13 protein-coding genes are annotated in these 17,637 nt (G+C 41.1%); 5 read left to right on the forward strand and 8 right to left on the reverse strand.

Annotated features, from left to right (window positions below; genetic code table 11):
- Window positions 1-319 precede the first annotated feature (319 nt).
- The 4 genes from ORI98_RS10305 to ORI98_RS10320 all read left to right on the forward strand — a co-directional run bounded on the left by ORI98_RS10305 (window position 320) and on the right by ORI98_RS10320 (window position 7,794).
- Complete coding sequence (locus tag ORI98_RS10305) at window positions 320-1,522, forward strand: efflux RND transporter periplasmic adaptor subunit (RefSeq protein ID WP_261299103.1); 1,203 nt, start codon at window positions 320-322, stop codon at window positions 1,520-1,522.
- Complete coding sequence (locus ORI98_RS10310; protein WP_261299102.1) at window positions 1,522-4,653, forward strand: efflux RND transporter permease subunit; 3,132 nt, start codon at window positions 1,522-1,524, stop codon at window positions 4,651-4,653. Before ORI98_RS10305 ends, ORI98_RS10310 begins: the two co-directional genes overlap by 1 nt.
- Window positions 4,654-4,782: 129 nt before the next feature.
- Window positions 4,783-5,412 (forward strand): TatD family nuclease-associated radical SAM protein, encoded by a 630-nt coding sequence (locus ORI98_RS10315; protein ID WP_261299101.1) that lies wholly within the window; start codon window positions 4,783-4,785, stop codon window positions 5,410-5,412.
- A gap of 129 nt (window positions 5,413-5,541) precedes the next feature.
- Complete coding sequence (locus tag ORI98_RS10320; protein WP_306135161.1) at window positions 5,542-7,794, forward strand: diguanylate cyclase; 2,253 nt, start codon at window positions 5,542-5,544, stop codon at window positions 7,792-7,794.
- Window positions 7,795-7,801: 7 nt separating this feature from the next.
- Here ORI98_RS10320 and ORI98_RS10325 read toward each other — a convergent pair whose 3' ends face one another.
- The 3 genes from ORI98_RS10325 to ORI98_RS10335 all read right to left on the reverse strand — a co-directional run bounded on the left by ORI98_RS10325 (window position 7,802) and on the right by ORI98_RS10335 (window position 10,558).
- The gene (locus ORI98_RS10325; protein WP_261299099.1) at window positions 7,802-9,202 is read right to left on the reverse strand and encodes a hypothetical protein; all 1,401 of its coding nucleotides are present in this window, start codon (window positions 9,200-9,202) and stop codon (window positions 7,802-7,804) included.
- Between the two features lie 110 nt (window positions 9,203-9,312).
- Complete coding sequence (locus tag ORI98_RS10330) at window positions 9,313-9,729, reverse strand: hypothetical protein (RefSeq protein WP_306135162.1); 417 nt, start codon at window positions 9,727-9,729, stop codon at window positions 9,313-9,315.
- 103 nt (window positions 9,730-9,832) lie between these two features.
- Window positions 9,833-10,558, reverse strand: a complete 726-nt coding sequence (locus ORI98_RS10335) for a hypothetical protein (RefSeq protein WP_306135163.1) — start codon at window positions 10,556-10,558, stop codon at window positions 9,833-9,835.
- 298 nt (window positions 10,559-10,856) lie between these two features.
- On the opposite strand from ORI98_RS10335, the gene ORI98_RS10340 reads away from it, so the two are divergent.
- Window positions 10,857-11,522, forward strand: a complete 666-nt coding sequence (locus ORI98_RS10340) for a response regulator (RefSeq protein ID WP_306135164.1) — start codon at window positions 10,857-10,859, stop codon at window positions 11,520-11,522.
- A gap of 100 nt (window positions 11,523-11,622) precedes the next feature.
- Here the strand turns inward: ORI98_RS10340 and ORI98_RS10345 are convergent, their stop codons facing one another.
- The 5 genes from ORI98_RS10345 to epd form a co-directional block, all read right to left on the reverse strand.
- Window positions 11,623-12,363 carry a DUF481 domain-containing protein gene (locus ORI98_RS10345; RefSeq protein ID WP_306135165.1) on the reverse strand — a complete coding sequence of 247 codons (741 nt, stop codon included), beginning with the start codon at window positions 12,361-12,363 and terminating at the stop codon, window positions 11,623-11,625.
- Between the two features lie 112 nt (window positions 12,364-12,475).
- A complete protein-coding gene (locus ORI98_RS10350) occupies window positions 12,476-13,825 on the reverse strand; it encodes an MATE family efflux transporter (RefSeq protein WP_306135166.1) in 1,350 nt (449 codons plus the stop codon).
- Between the two features lie 278 nt (window positions 13,826-14,103).
- On the reverse strand, window positions 14,104-15,171 hold the full coding sequence (fba, locus tag ORI98_RS10355) for a class II fructose-bisphosphate aldolase (protein ID WP_188840755.1): 1,068 nt from the start codon (window positions 15,169-15,171) through the stop codon (window positions 14,104-14,106).
- A gap of 132 nt (window positions 15,172-15,303) precedes the next feature.
- Window positions 15,304-16,482 (reverse strand): phosphoglycerate kinase, encoded by a 1,179-nt coding sequence (locus ORI98_RS10360; RefSeq protein WP_261299092.1) that lies wholly within the window; start codon window positions 16,480-16,482, stop codon window positions 15,304-15,306.
- A 122-nt stretch (window positions 16,483-16,604) separates the two neighbouring features.
- Window positions 16,605-17,627, reverse strand: coding sequence for an erythrose-4-phosphate dehydrogenase (epd, locus tag ORI98_RS10365; protein ID WP_306135167.1), 1,023 nt, complete (start codon window positions 17,625-17,627; stop codon window positions 16,605-16,607).
- Between the last annotated feature and the right edge of the window lie 10 nt (window positions 17,628-17,637).

Here is a 17,637-nt window from a genome sequence, read left to right on the forward strand (position 1 = left end):
TTTTATGCCTGCATCCTACCATTATCAATGCGGTTAACCCCACTATTAAAATCCACTTACAGTAATAACTCATCCTGCTTTATGACCTTATCCCACTACAGTTCAGCGTTGTTATGATTGAGGTTGTCACAAAAAACCAACCATGTAACAAGCCTGATACACTTTATTTACTTAAAGCTGTTTAGGTAAACCTGAAATTCTGATAGTTTAGGCATAATACTGATAAGCATAAAAAAACAGTTAATTGATTGATGATAAAAACATCAATTACGACTTGCTAATATCATCAGTCACAATTCAGCATGGATACGCAAAAAGAATGATAACTATTTTAAGAAGACTCTCCCCCCTCTTTATCCTGATTGTATTTATTGGATTAGCTATGCTGCTTATGGGGACGCAAGAAACACCCGAGCAGAAAGAGGAAGCGGCAATATTGACCATCGTGGAGGTCATGACCGTTGAACAACAAACGGTGTCGTTAAACCTCCCCTCTTACGGCGTCGTCAACCCAAAATATAAAACCCAATTAGTCACTGAGGTTCAAGGGCGATTGCAAAGTATCGCACCAAACTTTGTCGCAGGCGGCATGGTTAAAAAAGGCGAACAACTTGCGCTAATAGAACCTTCAGATTATGAAGCTGACTTAATGCAAGCCGAGGCAAATGTCGCGCAAGCTACGGCAATGCTTAACGAAGAAATAGCCCGTGGCGAAGTGGCTAAAATTGAGTTTAAAGACTTTGATAACGGCGTCGCACCCGAGCTTGGTTTGCGTATTCCACAACTTAAAAAAGAACAAGCCAATGTTAAATCTGCACAAGCTGGGCTAGCAAGAGCACAACGAAATCTTGAGCGCACCGTAATACGTGCCCCATTTGACGGCATTATAAAAGCAAGAAAAGTCGATTTAGGCCAATACGTGACCCTAGGCACCAACCTAGGTGAGCTTTATGACACCAATACAGCAGAAGTACGTTTACCTCTTACCAATAGCGATTTAGCTTATTTAGAGTCAATCGACAACCCAGATACTCAAGTCACGTTAAATGCATCACTTGCTGGTCAGGATATCTCCTGGGAAGGCAACATTATCCGCAGTGAAAATGTCATCGATGAGCAAAACCGTATGGTGTATTTAGTGGCTGAAGTGACCGACCCTTATCTACTTCAATCAAGTACCTTGAATAAACTGCCATTAAAATACGGTAGTTTTGTTACTGCTGTGATTAAAGGCCGCACCGTAAGCGGAATCGTGTCACTGCCACGCCATGTCGTTAGAAACTCTCAAGTTGCCATCGTTAAGCCTGACAATATCATTGAAATGCGCTCGGTGAATATTGTCAAAAGTGATATCGACAAAGTGTATATCAAAGATAGTTTCACCGATGGTGAACGAATTTCAACCACCAATGTGGTTAATTTATCTGATGGCCAGAAAGTAAAAGTTTTAGGTGAAGGTGAGCAACCTAGCCCTGCTGATGATGTGTCAGATGATGAAATCAGCACAGCAGGAGCAAAATAATGCAAGATCAGTCAGGGATCATCGCTTGGTTTGCCCGTAATAACGTTGCCGCAAACTTATTAATGTTAGTGTTGATTGGCGGTGGCTTATTCAGTGCATTACTTATCAACAAAGAAGTTTTCCCAAGTTTTACCCTTAACCTTATCAACGTGAATGTGGCATACCCAGGTGCGGCGCCACAGGAAATTGAGGAAGGAATTAACATCAAGATTGAAGAAGCCATTCAAGATGTGTCAGGGATAAAAAAAATCACCTCAGTCGCCAGTGACGGCGTGGGCTCAGTGACCATTGAAGTCGATGATGGCTATGATGTTCAATCGGTATTGGATGAATCGAAGCTGCGTATTGATGCTATCGCTACTTTTCCAGACAATATTGAAAAACCGAATATTTTTCAGATAAAACCAGAAAATAATGTTATCTGGGTGTCGGTATATGGTGATATTTCTTTGCATGACATGAAAGAAATTGCCAAATCGATTCGAGAAGATATCACCGATCTTCCAGGGGTGACTCGTGCCAAATTAAACGGGGTACGTGACTACGAAATTGGCATTGAAGTATCAGAAGATAAACTGCGAGAATACGGATTAAGCTTTAGCCAAGTTGCCCAAGCAGTACAGAACTCTTCAATAGATTTACCGGGGGGGTCTATTCGTGCCAGCGACGGTGATATTTTATTACGCACCAAAGGTCAAGCTTATACTGGTGAAGATTTTGCCAAAATTGCCGTATTAACTAATCCCGACGGCAGTCGAATTATGCTGCCACAGGTGGCAGAAATTAAAGATGACTTTGAAGAACGTCTTGGATATACCCGCTTTAATGGCAAACCCGCCGCCATTATTGAAATCACCAGTATTGATGACCAAAATGCACTGGCCATTTCAGAGCAAGTTAAAACCTATATTGCCGACCGCCAAAGCACCTTGCCGGCCAACGTGCAGTTAGATACCTGGGGAGATTTAACCCACTATCTCAAAGGCCGATTAAACATGATGTTATCTAACATGTTTTATGGCGCATTATTAGTCTTTATCATTCTGGCACTTTTCCTTGATCTTAAACTCGCATTTTGGGTGATGATGGGTCTGCCAGTATGCTTTTTAGGAGCCATGTTGCTCATGCCTATGGTAGGCATGTCAATTAACATGCTTACCCTGTTCGCCTTTATTTTGGTCCTTGGGATTGTCGTCGACGATGCCATTGTGATTGGAGAAAGTGCCTATAGCGAAGTCGAAGAGAATGGTCATTCTTTAAACAACGTCATTACCGGTGTACACAAAGTGGCGATGCCTGCCACCTTTGGTGTATTAACCACTATTGCAGCATTCGTGCCTATGATCATGGTTTCTGGCCCGATGGGGATCATTTGGAAGTCGATCGGCATGATTGTTATTTTATGCCTGGCGTTTTCATTGATTGAATCTAAATTCATTTTACCCGCTCATTTAGCGCACATGAAAGTACGTAAAAAAACCAAGCCAACAAATGTATTTTCGCGTTTCAAACTGGCGTTAAACGACAAGTTACAATTCTTTATTCACCACAAGTATCGTCACTTTTTAGAGGCTTGTATTAAGCAACGCTACAACGTTGTGGCGCTGTTTATTGGGGTATTGATTCTCTCTATCGCCTTAGTGGCAAGTGGTAAAGTGCGCTGGGTGTTTTTTCCTGATATTCCATCAGACTTTATCCAAGTTCAATTAGAGATGGATGAAGGCAGCTCAGAGCTCAACACCTTAACCACAGTGCAACAGGTTGAAGATGCCTTGTACAAAATGAATGTGGTAATGGAAGAGCAATATGGCTCTGCAGTGGTTAAACATAGCTTTGTGTCACTCAACTCTCGTACCTCAGCATTTATCTTCACTGAATTAACCAAAGGTGAAGATCGTGAAGTTGACGGCGTCACTATCGCTGAAGAGTGGCGTAAACAGTTACCTGAACTATTATCGGTCAAAAAACTCAATATTAATGCCAGCACCAATGATACCGGTGGTGATTTATCGTTTCGATTAACATCCAGCGATTTAGACCAATTAGCTGAAGCGTCGAAAGAAATCAAAGCTAAACTGGCCACCTACGAAGGTGTATATGACATTTCAGACAACTTTTCATCAGGTAGTCACGAAATAAGACTGAACATTTTACCTGAAGCTGAAGCTCAGGGGCTTACGCTATCAGATCTCGCTCGACAGGTGCGTTACGGATTTTACGGTTATGAAGCCCAACGTATTTTACGTAATAAAGAAGAAGTGAAGGTCATGGTGCGCTATCCATTAGAGCAGCGACGCACTATTGGTCACCTTGAAAATATGATGATACGCACCAAGAATGGGCAAACGGTTCCCTTCTCCAGTGTCGCGTCAGTTGAATTAGGTGACTCATATGCGTCAATTACTCGGGTTGATGGACGCCGCGCGATTACTATTCGTGCCAATGCGAATAAAAACAAAGTTGAACCGAGCAAAGTGGTTGATGAAGTGCAGTCAGAGTTTATTCCGTATCTAACAGCTAAATACCCGCACGTATCGGCATCACTTGATGGCAGTAGTTTGGATGAGCAAAATGCCATGATAGGCTTAATACAGGGCTTTTTCTTTGCCATGTTTACCATTTATGCATTAATGGCTATCCCGCTAAAATCGTACAGCCAACCATTAATCATCATGTCGGTGATCCCATTTGGTATGATTGGCGCCTTAGTGGGCCACTTTATGCTGGGATTGTCGATGAGCGTATTGAGCTTATGTGGCATCGTCGCGCTTGCCGGGGTGGTAGTGAATGACTCGTTAATCTTAGTTGATTTTGTCAACAAGGCTCGTGAGGAAGGAAAACCAATATTGCAATCGGCAATCGATGCTGGATGTTATCGATTTAGAGCGATTATTTTGACATCCTTAACGACCTTTGTAGGCTTAGCCCCGATCATTATGGAAAAAAGCTTACAGGCGAAGATTGTGATCCCAATGGCCACCTCATTAGCGTTTGGTATCTTATTTTCAACAGTAGTCACGCTGATTTTAGTGCCCGTGCTTTATATCATTTTAGATGACATAAAACGGATCATTAAACGTTTCTATTTGTGGTGGTGGCAACCTAAAAATACCGAAGCAGATTACCACTAACGTTAACTTCAACTTTAAAAACAGCGCTTAATTTAGCGCTGTTTTTGTTTTCAAGTTCTGAGATCTGACCAACATTCACTATACATCAAATACAGTATGATTAATCGTCACCCATTATTCTTGTATCTTATGAAATCGACTCAATCTACAGACTCAATTATTGATAACACCTTAGTGTATGATATTCGTCAAAGCCGCTATATTAACCTGACAAGCCGTTGCACATTACGCTGTCAGTTTTGCCCTAAACATAATGGCAGCAAACAGGTGGCAGAATATGATTTAACCTTGAGTAAAACCATTCATGCTGATGATATTTTACCGTTATTAGGTGATGTAGAGGCATTTGAAGAATACGTATTTTGTGGTTATGGTGAGCCGACACTCAACTTAGATACTTTGCTAACGGTCGCAACTGAGCTTAAGCAACGTGGCGCTAAAGTCAGACTTAACACCGATGGATTAGGCAATTTATTTCATCGACGTAATATTTTACCTGAGCTAGCAAAGTGTATTGATGCCATGTCAATTTCACTTAATGCCGATACAGAAGCGGCCTATATAAAACATTGCCAGCCTAAATTGCCAAACGCTTATGCTGCGGTACGTGACTTTATCAACCTTGCGCCCCAACACATCAAATCAGTCTCTGTGAGTGCAATTAATGGCTTAACTGAAGTCGACATAGAACACTGCCGCCAAATTGCGATGAATGCCGGATGTCACTTTACTGAGCGACAACTTGATGTGGTCGGGTAAACCCAGTTTAATTTGAATAACATCATAAACAAAAGGGGAGTATTATTTAGTTAAACAATTCATGCTAATATTAGCGTCCGCTTCACATAAGTGTAATTTGGCGAAATTTTTACAAACAAAGTTGGCGCAATGTTTAAACGAAAAAACACCATTTCAAGTGCAATACCGCTCATTGCTTCAGTCCAAGATATACATTGGTCTCGCACTCATATTTTATCGCTCGCAAGCCAAATCATATTACTGATTATTGGTCTGTTTATTGCGACTAATATGATTATTAATATGGGAGAGCGTAGACTACAAGAAGACTGGGCAGGTCAGCGTTATAGCGAGCTGCAAACGGTTGCGTCTTTAGCATCTGACAAAATGAGTTTTTTACAGTTTAGAACTCAAACCTTTGCCAACGGTGAATTACTGCGCCAATATTTATCAAGCCCAAGCGAAGAACAGAAACAAAAGCTGTTTCAAAGTTGGGACTCACTCACTAAGCATATTCCTGAACTACTCGGTTTAGCGCTTTACGATCCGCAAGGCAAACTTAAATTTGCTACCTCAAGTAATTTTGAAGGACTGACACTTCCTCCTAAATTATTAAAAGGGAGGAGTGCGATGGGCGGAGGTGAAATATTCTCTTCTGATATGGCTTTTATTCCTATAGATGGCAAGTTGGAACCTTATATTTTTCAATTGGCCTGGTTAGAGAATCCTGATCAATCGATTAATGGCTATTTGGTCACCTACAACTCTGTTACGCGTTTATTGGACACGATTAAACCAGCGTTTTTTAATCCTAATTCACCGCTTTTACTCTTGGACCATCAAAGCTTTTTGTATGCAGGTGCGAACCAGTCAAATCCGCTCACCAACATGCCTGATACTTTAGGGGCAAGCTTAAAGCAGACTCATCCAGAGCTATGGCAATCAATGGCGATGAATAATTTTGGCCAATATCACAGTAAAAACTCCACTTTTGTATATTTAAAAGTTGAGCTAACAGGTCAAAATGAAACCAAGCGGGAGTATTTCTTCTTGTCGTATATTCGCCATCAAGATATCGCCACGCGTTTTGAACAATGGACCATTGTATTAGTGATCGCCAGCATTTTTATTGCCTTACTCGGGGTGGGATTAATCGTGTTCCGCTATCGCTACTTAATGGAGCGCAAAGCACGGCACAATAGTATTCGTTTATCCAATGGCTTATTCAATACCGAGCTGAGCTACGCGATTACGAACGACAGCGGAAGGATTTTAGGCATTAATGAAAGTGCAGCTAACTCTTTACATTACCAATTAAAAACCTTAACGGACCGTAGTTTACAGCGGGTATTAAATCTTACCGATGATAAATTTAATGAAATTACCAATATTCTCTATGAAAAACAGTGTTGGTCTGGCTGCATAGGCTTAGATGACGACAACCACCAAATTAATATTCATATTCATCGAGAGTCTTTATCGCCGTCTGAACATTACTGGATTGTGGTGTTTAACGACATCAGTGAATTAGTAGCGAGTCGTCAACTGGCATTTTTAAATCAATTGCTCAGTGATGGTGCTATCGCAGCAGCCTTGACAGATGCACAAGGTAAAATGATTAGCTGTAACCATTGTTTTGATGGATTAATGAAATTACATGGCGATCATCAACTTGATATAGTCGCACTACTGGGTCATGAAATTAGCAATGTCTGGGGAAATATCCTAACCCAAGTGACTCTTCAAGGTGAGTGGCAAGGTCAGGTGTCACCTTTTGAAGAAAGCCGATTCAATAAAAACTTAAAAGTCACCATTAACGGCCACCTTTCCTTAGAAGGCGATATTGAATACTTGATTTTTACGGTTGAAACCAACGCCCCAGCGCCTATGCATAGTCCGGAAATCATGTCATCAAAGAGCAATATGGTGATGAGAATGGTTGATTTAGAAAACCATTTTAATAATACCAGTGAAAATATTAAGTTCAGCTCAAGTTTGATGGTGATGGATATCAACCCAGAAGGTATTTTCAATAATATGGGTGATATTAGCCAGTTAGAAAAACGACAACAGGATATTGAAACTCAGTTGTTAATTGATTTGCCACCCAGTTATCAATTAGCCCATTTGCAGCTAGGTAAACTAGTGCTATTTTTACCCAAAACAGATGCCACTCATACACACTTATTTGCTATAAAAACCCTCCAAAATCTAGCCAGTCATCAGTTAGATGAAGGCATCAACATTGGGATTGCGGGTTATTTAGAAAAACAAAGTTTAGAGCAGTATCTAGCTAACGCGGATGTCGCCCTTAAACGTGCTAAGCAATCTGGCGATCAAAATATTTGTCAGGCATTTACCCGAACATCAACCTTCGATTTTGGCAATACAAGTATGTACTAAACGGCTATTAGTCCTGCTCAATCGTGAATGGATTTATGTTGTCGGGTAACTTGCTTTCGGTGATTTCGATAATGCTTGAGCGATTCATAGTCACTTTAAATCGAGCATATTCTGCAGGTGCTTTACCGTCTTTCAGTACCGCGACTAAATTGAGTTGATAGCGACGTTCAACCGACTCATTACTAATTTTCCCATCAGATTCGTGGTAAATCTTTGCTTTGCCACGCTCAAGATGACGAGCAAACGGCACAAGGTTAAAGTTAACTTGCTCCTGAATTTGCGAGTACCCCGCCTCAAAGGGTTTATTGGTTACTTTGGTGGCAATACGATAATGCAACACCGTTGTATCCACCTTGTTTTGGCTGTGACGATGTTTCATAATTTCTGCCACATTTTTAGGGATGTCCTGAGGGCGAAGAAACTCAAGCCAAACTAATTGCTTAGCCACTACGGCCTGAGTTGTTGTGTCACGTAAGATCCTGCTCCAACGTGGACGACCGCGCTGAACGATACGCCACATGACATTTCTAATGTCTTCTTTAAAGATTTCACGAAACCCATAAATGACTGCGAGTGTTAGCAATAACGTCAGGGTTAAACCATTAAAAAAGCCCTGAGCTTTGAATATCAAAGCGGATACCACCAACATAACTAAGCCAGTTGCCAAACCAGTAACAAACTTTTTTAAGCCTACACCGAGCGGCTTTAACTCTTCCTTTAACACCACCCCTTGTTGAATTAATCTTCGTAGCAACAGCATTTTATTTGAAATACGATTGGCATCTTGTCTAGTGCTTGTTGAATTGTAGCGTTTTTCCACTTCACGGTAATCATTTTCGCTACGGCATAGCGCAATGACTTTTTCAGAAATATCACTGTGTTCAGCGCTACGCGGTCCATGCGCCAAGGTTTTTAGCAGTTGTTGTTCGCAAAACCAGGACAGATAATTATCCGCATGTTCAAAGTAAGATTTCCACTTTTCTTCACTCGGTTCATTACGGCGGAATTTCTTCAATAACTGTGCGACTTGTTCACTTAAATCATTCAGTGCAGGGTAAAAATCCTGAGACTCTGATTTTTGACGTAACTCTTTAGCATCGGTCTCAATTGCTACTGCAAATTGGTAGGCAAATAAATTAAGGTATAAACGAAACTCTTCTAAAGTGCGTTTATTTAAGCTGGCAAAACGTGATTGCACTAGAGGTAAGTGCAGCCCTTTAGAGTAATATGAACGACGCCCCACAATTCCACTATGGTAATAGGCTTCTTCATCTAACGTCTTACTGTCAATCCACATCTCACTGGGCAAGAAAAAATATAAATCAAAAGAACGTTGATCACCCGTTTCCATTTGGTGACTAAATTTTACTGAAAGCGCTTCTTCCTGTTTAACTTTAACCTTTGCCACAAAGCTACTCTATTGCCAATTACGATAGCCTAATCTTACTATAGTTCTAATAATTCTTTTATAGGATTCAATGAATTTACGTTAACCCGCAACTATCTTCAGCCTGAGTATCAATACAATAAGTTGCAGGCCCACAATTGGTTGCTCGGAGAGAATTTGATCACCAAGAAGTGACGTGCTAAATCGGCATCTAATACTTGAATACTTTGGGGGAATAATTGGCCAATTTTCAAACTGTCTAGATTTAGTTCATGCAAGAGATACTCATTCAGGTGGCTAACGTCTGAAAATTTATAATCTGTCATATTCAAGGTGTAATCATAGGTAAGTGAACCAGTATGTAACGCCAATAATTCTCCTTCAAATACAGCATACTCACGAACATTGTCCTCAAATGCTGAATAATATGTCAAAGACAACCTGCCACCTTCTTCAACGAGATGCAGTAACATATCACCATGCTGTATTTCTGCTGTAGGTTGCTTTGATAAGTTAAATGCACTGGCCTGACATTGAACATCATACATGTGTATTTCCGTAAACCAGGTTAACTTTATCATTAGTAAAGTAAATAAAACTCCCGCAATAAAGAGTCCGCCTTTAAGACTAAATGGCTTAAATCGGCTGTGTTTAATCACAGATATGCACCTCTTTGAGCCATTCTGCGCTTAGCCACTTTTGATCTAAATATGCGCGGGACAATTTAACATTATGATAAAGCCAAGAAGCATCAGTTTGCTGTTTCATCACGAGACTAAAACTGAGTTTGTCACTGGATAAAGCTAAAGTAATAGATTGCCAAATTATCGCATCACAGCTTTTTATATGTTTGACAATAAAATCAATTTTTTCATTTAGTTTATCCTGCTCATCATCCGCTGCATAAACTAATAACTGGGTTAGTCCCCCCTGTTTTGACAGAATTTGTTCAGAATAATCGGCTTTAATATGACTTGTGGTTGATAAGCCAGAGTAAGCATAAACACAACCTGCAATGACCAATAGCATAACTATTAAATACTGGCTGTAGGACATAGGGCCTAGAGGAGACATCATTAAGCTTGAAGGTTGTGATGTGGCATTTTTATAAAGGATAACCCCCTGGTCGGGAATATACTCTAACAAACTAGCATGCTCTTTACCTAAAAAATGAATGAATGAATCAACAATTTTTATCATGGTAGTACGATGCATACTTGGCAACTTTAGCTGATGAATGGATACAACCTGCCCACGATGCAGAACAAGTTGTTCCAACACCCAATATTCTTGATCATTCAATGGCCACGAGATGTCTTTTGATTGATCAATTAATTGTTTGTTCTGTCGGTCAAACCAACAGCAGCCAATTTGCATATCATGATCTCTAAAAGGGTTAACCAACAAAAGTCAGTTTTTCGGTTATTTGATACAAGTAAAGAGCGCTAGCACACGGTTTAATAATTTCAGAATAACTGCCTTTATCGAATGCGCTCTCCCTTAACGTAAACAACATTGTGCACCTATTTAAAATTAAAAATCGTGAACTTAAGCGCGAAAAATAAATAACTTAAGCAACAAAATGTATCGCTTCTGTCTTATGTTAGCGCGACATTGATAGTTCAATCGTTTTTCTATCTCTTCCCACCTTTTCGCTTAAGGGCACGCAATAACGATGCTTACTCCTAAAGAAGCAAATTGTTTAAAAGCGATATTGGTTGACTCTATTAACCAACAACGAGCGCTTATTACTAAAAGCAGTAATTTGGATGCAACAGAAGAACTTGAAACCAAGCTTATTACTCGTGTATCTGCCCACAATAAAATAAAAGTAATACTGAATAACTTTCAAAATACTCCGCAGTCAGTGACTATGCCTCGAGTGTTGGTTGTAGATGATGCTGAATCTATGATTGGGATAACCTGCACCATTTTATCGGAAATGGGGTTTAGAAAAGTCGACAGCGCCAATAGTGCTGAAAAAGCGTTAACGAAACTTATTGAAGCCGCAGATGAGGAATCGCCTTTTCACTTAGTATTAACCGATTGGGAAATGGAAGGTGAATCTGGATTAGATTTATTAAAAAACATTCGAATTCATGAAAAGCTGTTAGAAACCGATGTCTTTATTGTCAGCTCTCATGGGGAACAAGCCATTATTCTTAAAGCAATTCAAGCTGGAGTTACAGGCTATATGTTAAAACCTATCAATTACAACGTACTGGCTAAAAAGCTATCGGGATACTTGCCTGAACAAGATGATGCTGCTGGCAAGAATAATGACATCACCCCCAAAATTAGTGCATCGGGACAAGCAGTCGTGCCAAGCAAGAGCAAATAACACTTACTCTGCAGTAATTAAGGTTACTATGAAAGTGGCTTGCTGTTGTTAAAACAATAAAACCAGCTTTCGCTGGCTTTATCAATTGACTCAAACCACACTAGAATGAATATAGCAGTGTCATGTTGGTTTCAGTATCAGTGCTTTCTTTGCCTTCTAATGGCTCACTGTTATAACGAACAACCACAGCAAACTTCATTGCCAACGCGCCGACAATACTCGCTGTTAACGAGGTTTCAGAACGCGCATCTAATTTATCACCCCAGTCGGCAACAAAACGCTGTTGAAACTTTGATGAATCACTGATTTTAGTCTCAAAGTTTACCACGCCGTGGGCAACCACGCTGTCGATAGACTCATAGCCTTCAATCAGGGCGGTTTCAGTGTCTAAACGCTGATAGATATAACCTGGACCGATTTCCGCTTTTAAAGAAGTATCTGCATTATCAATGAATCGATGACCATAACCCGCTGAAGTCGTCGAGGTAAAATCGTAACCCGTAAAAGGATCTAATTCGTAGTTGGTATTAGCAAACAGGTAGCTGCGATCATTAATTTGATAATCACCCTGAACACCAACAAAGAAACGCTTAGCGGTGACTTCATCAGTGTCTTCTTTATAAAGTCCTTCAAATAGGTATTGGTTTTCCCAATTACCTAGCTCATGCTTCATGTCCAAACGCGCTTTATAAGATGAAGTATCCGTATTACCGGTTGTTAAGGTTGCCCCTAATTCAGCATCTGCAGCAAATGTTTTATCACCCTCGACAAAATCAGCACCGGCGAAGGCAGTACATGGCATAACCAATGATATTGCAGCAGTTAATAGCAACTTTCTCATGTTATCTGATCCTTTATTTAACAATTAATCCCATCAAAATCGTGGGCATGTTAACACTTTAGTGACCAAAATGAAAAACTCACTACCAAGAAAACGAATATTCTTTAGGGGGTTAAGGATGGTCCAGAACTAAACTTTTAGTTTGCCAACGACCACTGCGCCAACGCCAAAGCATAGCAAGGCCTCTCACCCACTCATCAATAGCTAAAGCAGTCCACACTCCGACGAGTCCGTACTCTAAATGCACCCCTAACCAATATGCTCCCGGAACAGCAATACACCACATGGAAAACACGCCAACAAAAAATGGGAATTTCGCATCACCGCTAGCGCGTAAAGCATTTATTACCACAAGGTTAAAGGTTCTACCGGGCTCCATAAATAAAGTTAAAATGAACAAAGGCGCAACCAGTTGTAGTACGTCTCTCTCGTCAGTAAACCATGAAACTAAGTATTCTCCATATATCGCTGCTAACGCCGCAACGGAAGTGGTGACTATCAAGCCAATTTTTAAGGCTCGATATAATTGCGCCTCAGCAGCCTTAATCGCTTTGGCTCCAACTAAATGACCAATGATAATTTCGTTGCCGATCCCGATAGACAAACCAAATAACAAAATGAACATGCAGATTTGAAAATACAAAGATTGCGCGGCTAACGCTTTATCGCCCATCAAACCGACAAAAGAAGTCACCACCAAAAATTGCAACATCCAAGACAAGTTTTCGCCGGCTGCAGGCAGACCAATATGGAACACTTTTTTAAGCATTTTCCATTGAGGCTTAACAATTGAAGGAATATGTAGGCGTATGCTGGTATAGCGAACAAACAAAAATAACATAATGCACATGCCAATAATTCGGCCAGTCACAGTGCTAATAGCCACCCCTGCTACGCCCATTTGAGGCAAGCCAAACCAGCCATATAAAAGTAATAAATTTCCACTGAAGGTAATGATATTCATCGCTAATGTAACCCACATAGCCTGCTGCGTATGCCCATGGGCACGCATCGCTCCTGCAATGCACATAGCAATGGCTTCAGGTATCAAGCACAAGCCAACAATTTGCAAATACAACTTACCGTCGACCAATAGATGCTCAGGTAAATTCATTAAAGACAAAATGGTACTTGCGCCGGTAATGATCCCTAATGCAGCAACAACGCCCACCCCTAAATTAAATCCAATCGATGAGTAAACTACATCTCTGGCAGCTTGTTTATTCTTAGCCCCTAAGTATTGTGTAATAACCACGCTGGCACCTATGCTGACAAAACTGAATAGGGTAATAGCCAACTCAAATACCATATTACCAACAGATAATGCCGCAACGCCTTGGTAAGACACGTGGCTGATCATAAATGTGTTTAACGCAGCTGTCAGAAAATGCAACGCAAAATCAATGAACAATGGCCACGTAAGGGCAAAAAGTTTGAGGGGTTTATCTGTCGTTGTTTGCATAACAAAGTCACTTTAACGATATAAAAAAAAGAAATTTAACTACATTGTGCCAAAGCCACTAGCACGATATCACGCCATAACGGTTGTGCGATTAGCCTATTGGGGACGATATTTTGAAGGCGGCGATGATGCGCCATTTTGTATAAAAATACAACAGACTTGGTAGTAAACTTTCATGTAAATTAACCCAACAAAAAGCCCGCTTAACTCACGTTAACCGGGCTTTAACATCAACTAATACTCAGAAGATAAACACTTAACCAATCATTAACTGAAGATTAGTTATTGATTTTTGGGTCTAACTCGCCTGATTGATAGGCTTTATACATAGCTTGTAAAGACTTAGGCTTAATTTTTGACCCCATACCCGCACAACCAAATGCTTCATAGCGCGTAGTACAAATGTCAGCCATTGCTTCCATAGACGCTTTTAAGAATTTACGAGGGTCAAATTCTGCTGGGTTTTCCGCTAAGAATTTACGCACTGCACCTGTTGATGCTAAGCGCAAATCAGTATCAATGTTCACTTTACGCACGCCATGCTTAATACCCTCAACAATTTCCTCTAAAGGAACACCGTAAGTTTCAGGGATAGCACCACCGTACTGGTTGATAATCTGCAGCCATTCTTGTGGGACCGAAGATGAACCATGCATAACCAAGTGAGTGTTCGGAATGCGTGCATGGATTTCTTTAATGCGGTCAATACGCAATACATCGCCGGTAGGTTTACGGCTGAACTTGTAAGCGCCATGGCTAGTGCCGATTGCTATCGCAAGAGCATCAACATGGGTATCGGCCACAAAACGTGCCGCTTCTTCGGGTGTGGTTAACAGTTGATCATGGCTTAAAATACCTTCTGCACCGACACCATCTTCTTCGCCAGCCATGCCTGTTTCTAAGCTACCTAAACAGCCAATTTCACCTTCTACTGACACACCACAAGCATGAGCAAAAGCGACAGTACGACGAGTCACATCAACGTTATACTCATAAGATGCAGGAGTTTTACCGTCAGCCATTAATGAGCCGTCCATCATAACTGATGACATACCCAACTGAATAGAACGCTGACAAATATCGGGATCTGTACCGTGATCTTGGTGAATACACACTGGAATATCTGGATACTGCTCAAGCGCAGCAGCCATCAAATATTTTAAAAACTGAGGGCGAGCATACTTACGCGCACCCGCTGATGCTTGTACGATAACAGGGCTATCTGTCGCTTCAGCAGCTTGCATAATCGCACGCATTTGCTCAAGGTTGTTTACGTTGAAAGCAGGAACACCATAACCATGCTCTGCAGCATGGTCTAGCATTTGTCGTAGAGAGATAAGAGCCATTTTGTTCTCCAATTATAGGGTGATTAATCACCTAGGTCGCTATGTTTTGGATGGATTTTTATATTCCTTAAACTGCGAACTGCAGTTTAAGGAACGGTTTTTTCTAATAATTATTATTTTATCGCTTAACGCTTATTTTGCGCCACGTTGCTCTAGCATTTCAACAGCAGGTAGCTTTTTACCTTCAAGAAACTCAAGGAAAGCGCCACCGCCAGTTGAAATATAGGAAACTTTATCTGCGATATTGTATTTATCCACTGCCGCTAACGTGTCACCGCCGCCTGCAATAGAAAAGGCTTTTGATTCTGCAATCGCCATCGCGATGCGCTCTGTACCTTTACCAAATTGATCAAACTCAAACACGCCAACCGGGCCATTCCACACAATGGTGCCAGCCTGTTCAATAATTTTAGCTAAGGCTTCTGCGCTATCTGGACCAATATCAAAAATCATATCGGTATCAGATACATCACTTACCGCTTTTAGCGTTGCGGTTGCTGTTGGGCTAAACTCACTCGCGACAACGACATCCGTAGGCACAGGAATATCTGCACCACGGCTTTGCGCATTGGCAACCAGACGTTTTGCTTCATCAAGTAAATCGGCTTCGTATAATGATTTACCCACATTGTGACCCGCTGCAGCGATAAAAGTATTAGCAATACCGCCACCGACAACAAGCTGATCAACGATAGTAGATAAACTTTCAAGTACCGTTAACTTAGTGGATACTTTTGAGCCACCAACAATCGCCACTAATGGACGAGCAGGATTATCCATGGCTTTAGCTAATGCATCTAACTCTTGAGCCAATAACGGGCCTGCACATGCGATTGGCGCATATACACCCACACCATGGGTTGAAGCTTGGGCACGATGAGCTGTACCGAAGGCATCCATGACATATACATCACATAAAGCAGCCATTTTCTTTGCTAAGGCTTCGTCGTTTTTCTTTTCCCCAGGATTGAAGCGTACGTTTTCAAAAACAACAACTTCACCTACTTTAGCATCAACACCATCAAGGTATTCATTAGCCAAACGCACTGGGCAATCAAGTGCTTTCACCAGGTAATCCACTACTGGTTGTAATGAAAACTCAGCATTAAACTCGCCTTCAGTTGGGCGACCTAAATGAGACATCACCATTACAGCAGCACCTTTTTCAAGTGCAAGTTTAATTGTTGGTAATGCTGCACGTAAACGAGCATCACTAGTGACTACGCCATCTTTAACGGGTACGTTTAAATCTTCACGAATAAGCACACGCTTATTTTGTAGATCTAAATCCACCATATTGATAATTGCCATAATTAGCCTTTCCTCATAAATGTAAAAATAAAAACAAAATGGGTGTAACCCGCCGATAAATATCCACGGTTAATCAATCGTTGCCGCCTTCACGTTTTAGGCATCAAAATAACTGCAATATGTTATTGCCCTGAATGTTTAGCTTGAATCATCGCCAAGCTGGTGTCGAGCATGCGGTTGGCAAAACCCCACTCATTGTCACACCATAAGAGTAATTTAACCAAATGACCGGCACTCACACGGGTTTGTGTTCCATCGACAATACTCGAACGCGGATCATGATTAAAATCACATGACACAAGCGGCTCATCTGTATAGCCTAAAATGCCATTAAAACTGCCGTTAGAGGCCAAAGCTAACATGTGATTGACCTGCTCAATATCAACCTTTTTATCCAAGGTAACGGACAAGTCGATGGCGGTCACATTAATGGTGGGCACACGTACTGAAATAGCTTCAAACATATCTTTCATATGTGGCAATATGCGCTCAATTCCTCGAGCAAGCTTGGTATCAACCGGAATAATTGACTGACCCGCTGCGCGAGTACGACGTAAATCATCGTGATAAGCATCAATGACTTGTTGATCGTTCATTGCTGAATGAATAGTAGTAATAGCGCCACTTTTGACACCAAAATGCTTATCTAACACCGCAATCACTGGCACGATACAATTAGTGGTACATGACGCGTTCGACACCACAGTATGCTCTGGACGCAATAAATCATGATTAACACCATACACAATGGTGCCATCAACATCTGCAGAAGAAGGATGAGAAATGAGTACTTGCTTAGCACCTGCTTGAATATGTACTTCACATTCTTGACGATCATTTAAGCTACCTGTCGCTTCATAAACGATATCAATATCCAACTCACCCCATGGCAATAAACTCGGATCGGGTTGATTAAGTAATAAAATCGCATCATCACCAACAATGAGGTGATTGTCTTTCAAACTCACTTGATATTGGAAGCGACCATGGGTGGTATCGTACTGGGTGAGGTGGCAAATGGCTGCTGGTTTTGCAAGCTCATTGATTGCAACAATTTGAATCTGCTGGCGTTTACCTGATTCATACAGGGCTCTAAGAATAGACCGACCAATACGACCATAACCATTTATTGCAACTCGAATCATTCAATTCCCA

The sequence above is a fragment of the Shewanella sp. ULN5 genome (genome assembly GCF_030731885.1).
GTDB classification, from domain to species: Bacteria; Pseudomonadota; Gammaproteobacteria; order Enterobacterales; family Shewanellaceae; genus Shewanella; species Shewanella holmiensis.

Excerpts from the sequence above, each read along its gene's own strand:
- ORI98_RS10315 (WP_261299101.1), top strand. The coding sequence starts at position 4,783 with ATGAAATCGACTCAATCTACAGACTCAATTATTGATAACACCTTAGTG.
- ORI98_RS10340 (WP_306135164.1), top strand. The coding sequence starts at position 10,857 with ATGCTTACTCCTAAAGAAGCAAATTGTTTAAAAGCGATATTGGTTGAC.
- ORI98_RS10310 (WP_261299102.1), top strand. The coding sequence starts at position 1,522 with ATGCAAGATCAGTCAGGGATCATCGCTTGGTTTGCCCGTAATAACGTT.
- ORI98_RS10350 (WP_306135166.1), bottom strand. The coding sequence starts at position 13,825 with ATGCAAACAACGACAGATAAACCCCTCAAACTTTTTGCCCTTACGTGG.
- fba (WP_188840755.1), bottom strand. The coding sequence starts at position 15,171 with ATGGCTCTTATCTCTCTACGACAAATGCTAGACCATGCTGCAGAGCAT.
- ORI98_RS10320 (WP_306135161.1), top strand. The coding sequence starts at position 5,542 with ATGTTTAAACGAAAAAACACCATTTCAAGTGCAATACCGCTCATTGCT.
- ORI98_RS10330 (WP_306135162.1), bottom strand. The coding sequence starts at position 9,729 with ATGTATGATGTTCAATGTCAGGCCAGTGCATTTAACTTATCAAAGCAA.
- epd (WP_306135167.1), bottom strand. The coding sequence starts at position 17,627 with ATGATTCGAGTTGCAATAAATGGTTATGGTCGTATTGGTCGGTCTATT.
- ORI98_RS10345 (WP_306135165.1), bottom strand. The coding sequence starts at position 12,363 with ATGAGAAAGTTGCTATTAACTGCTGCAATATCATTGGTTATGCCATGT.
- ORI98_RS10360 (WP_261299092.1), bottom strand. The coding sequence starts at position 16,482 with ATGGCAATTATCAATATGGTGGATTTAGATCTACAAAATAAGCGTGTG.
- ORI98_RS10335 (WP_306135163.1), bottom strand. The coding sequence starts at position 10,558 with ATGCAAATTGGCTGCTGTTGGTTTGACCGACAGAACAAACAATTAATT.
- ORI98_RS10305 (WP_261299103.1), top strand. The coding sequence starts at position 320 with ATGATAACTATTTTAAGAAGACTCTCCCCCCTCTTTATCCTGATTGTA.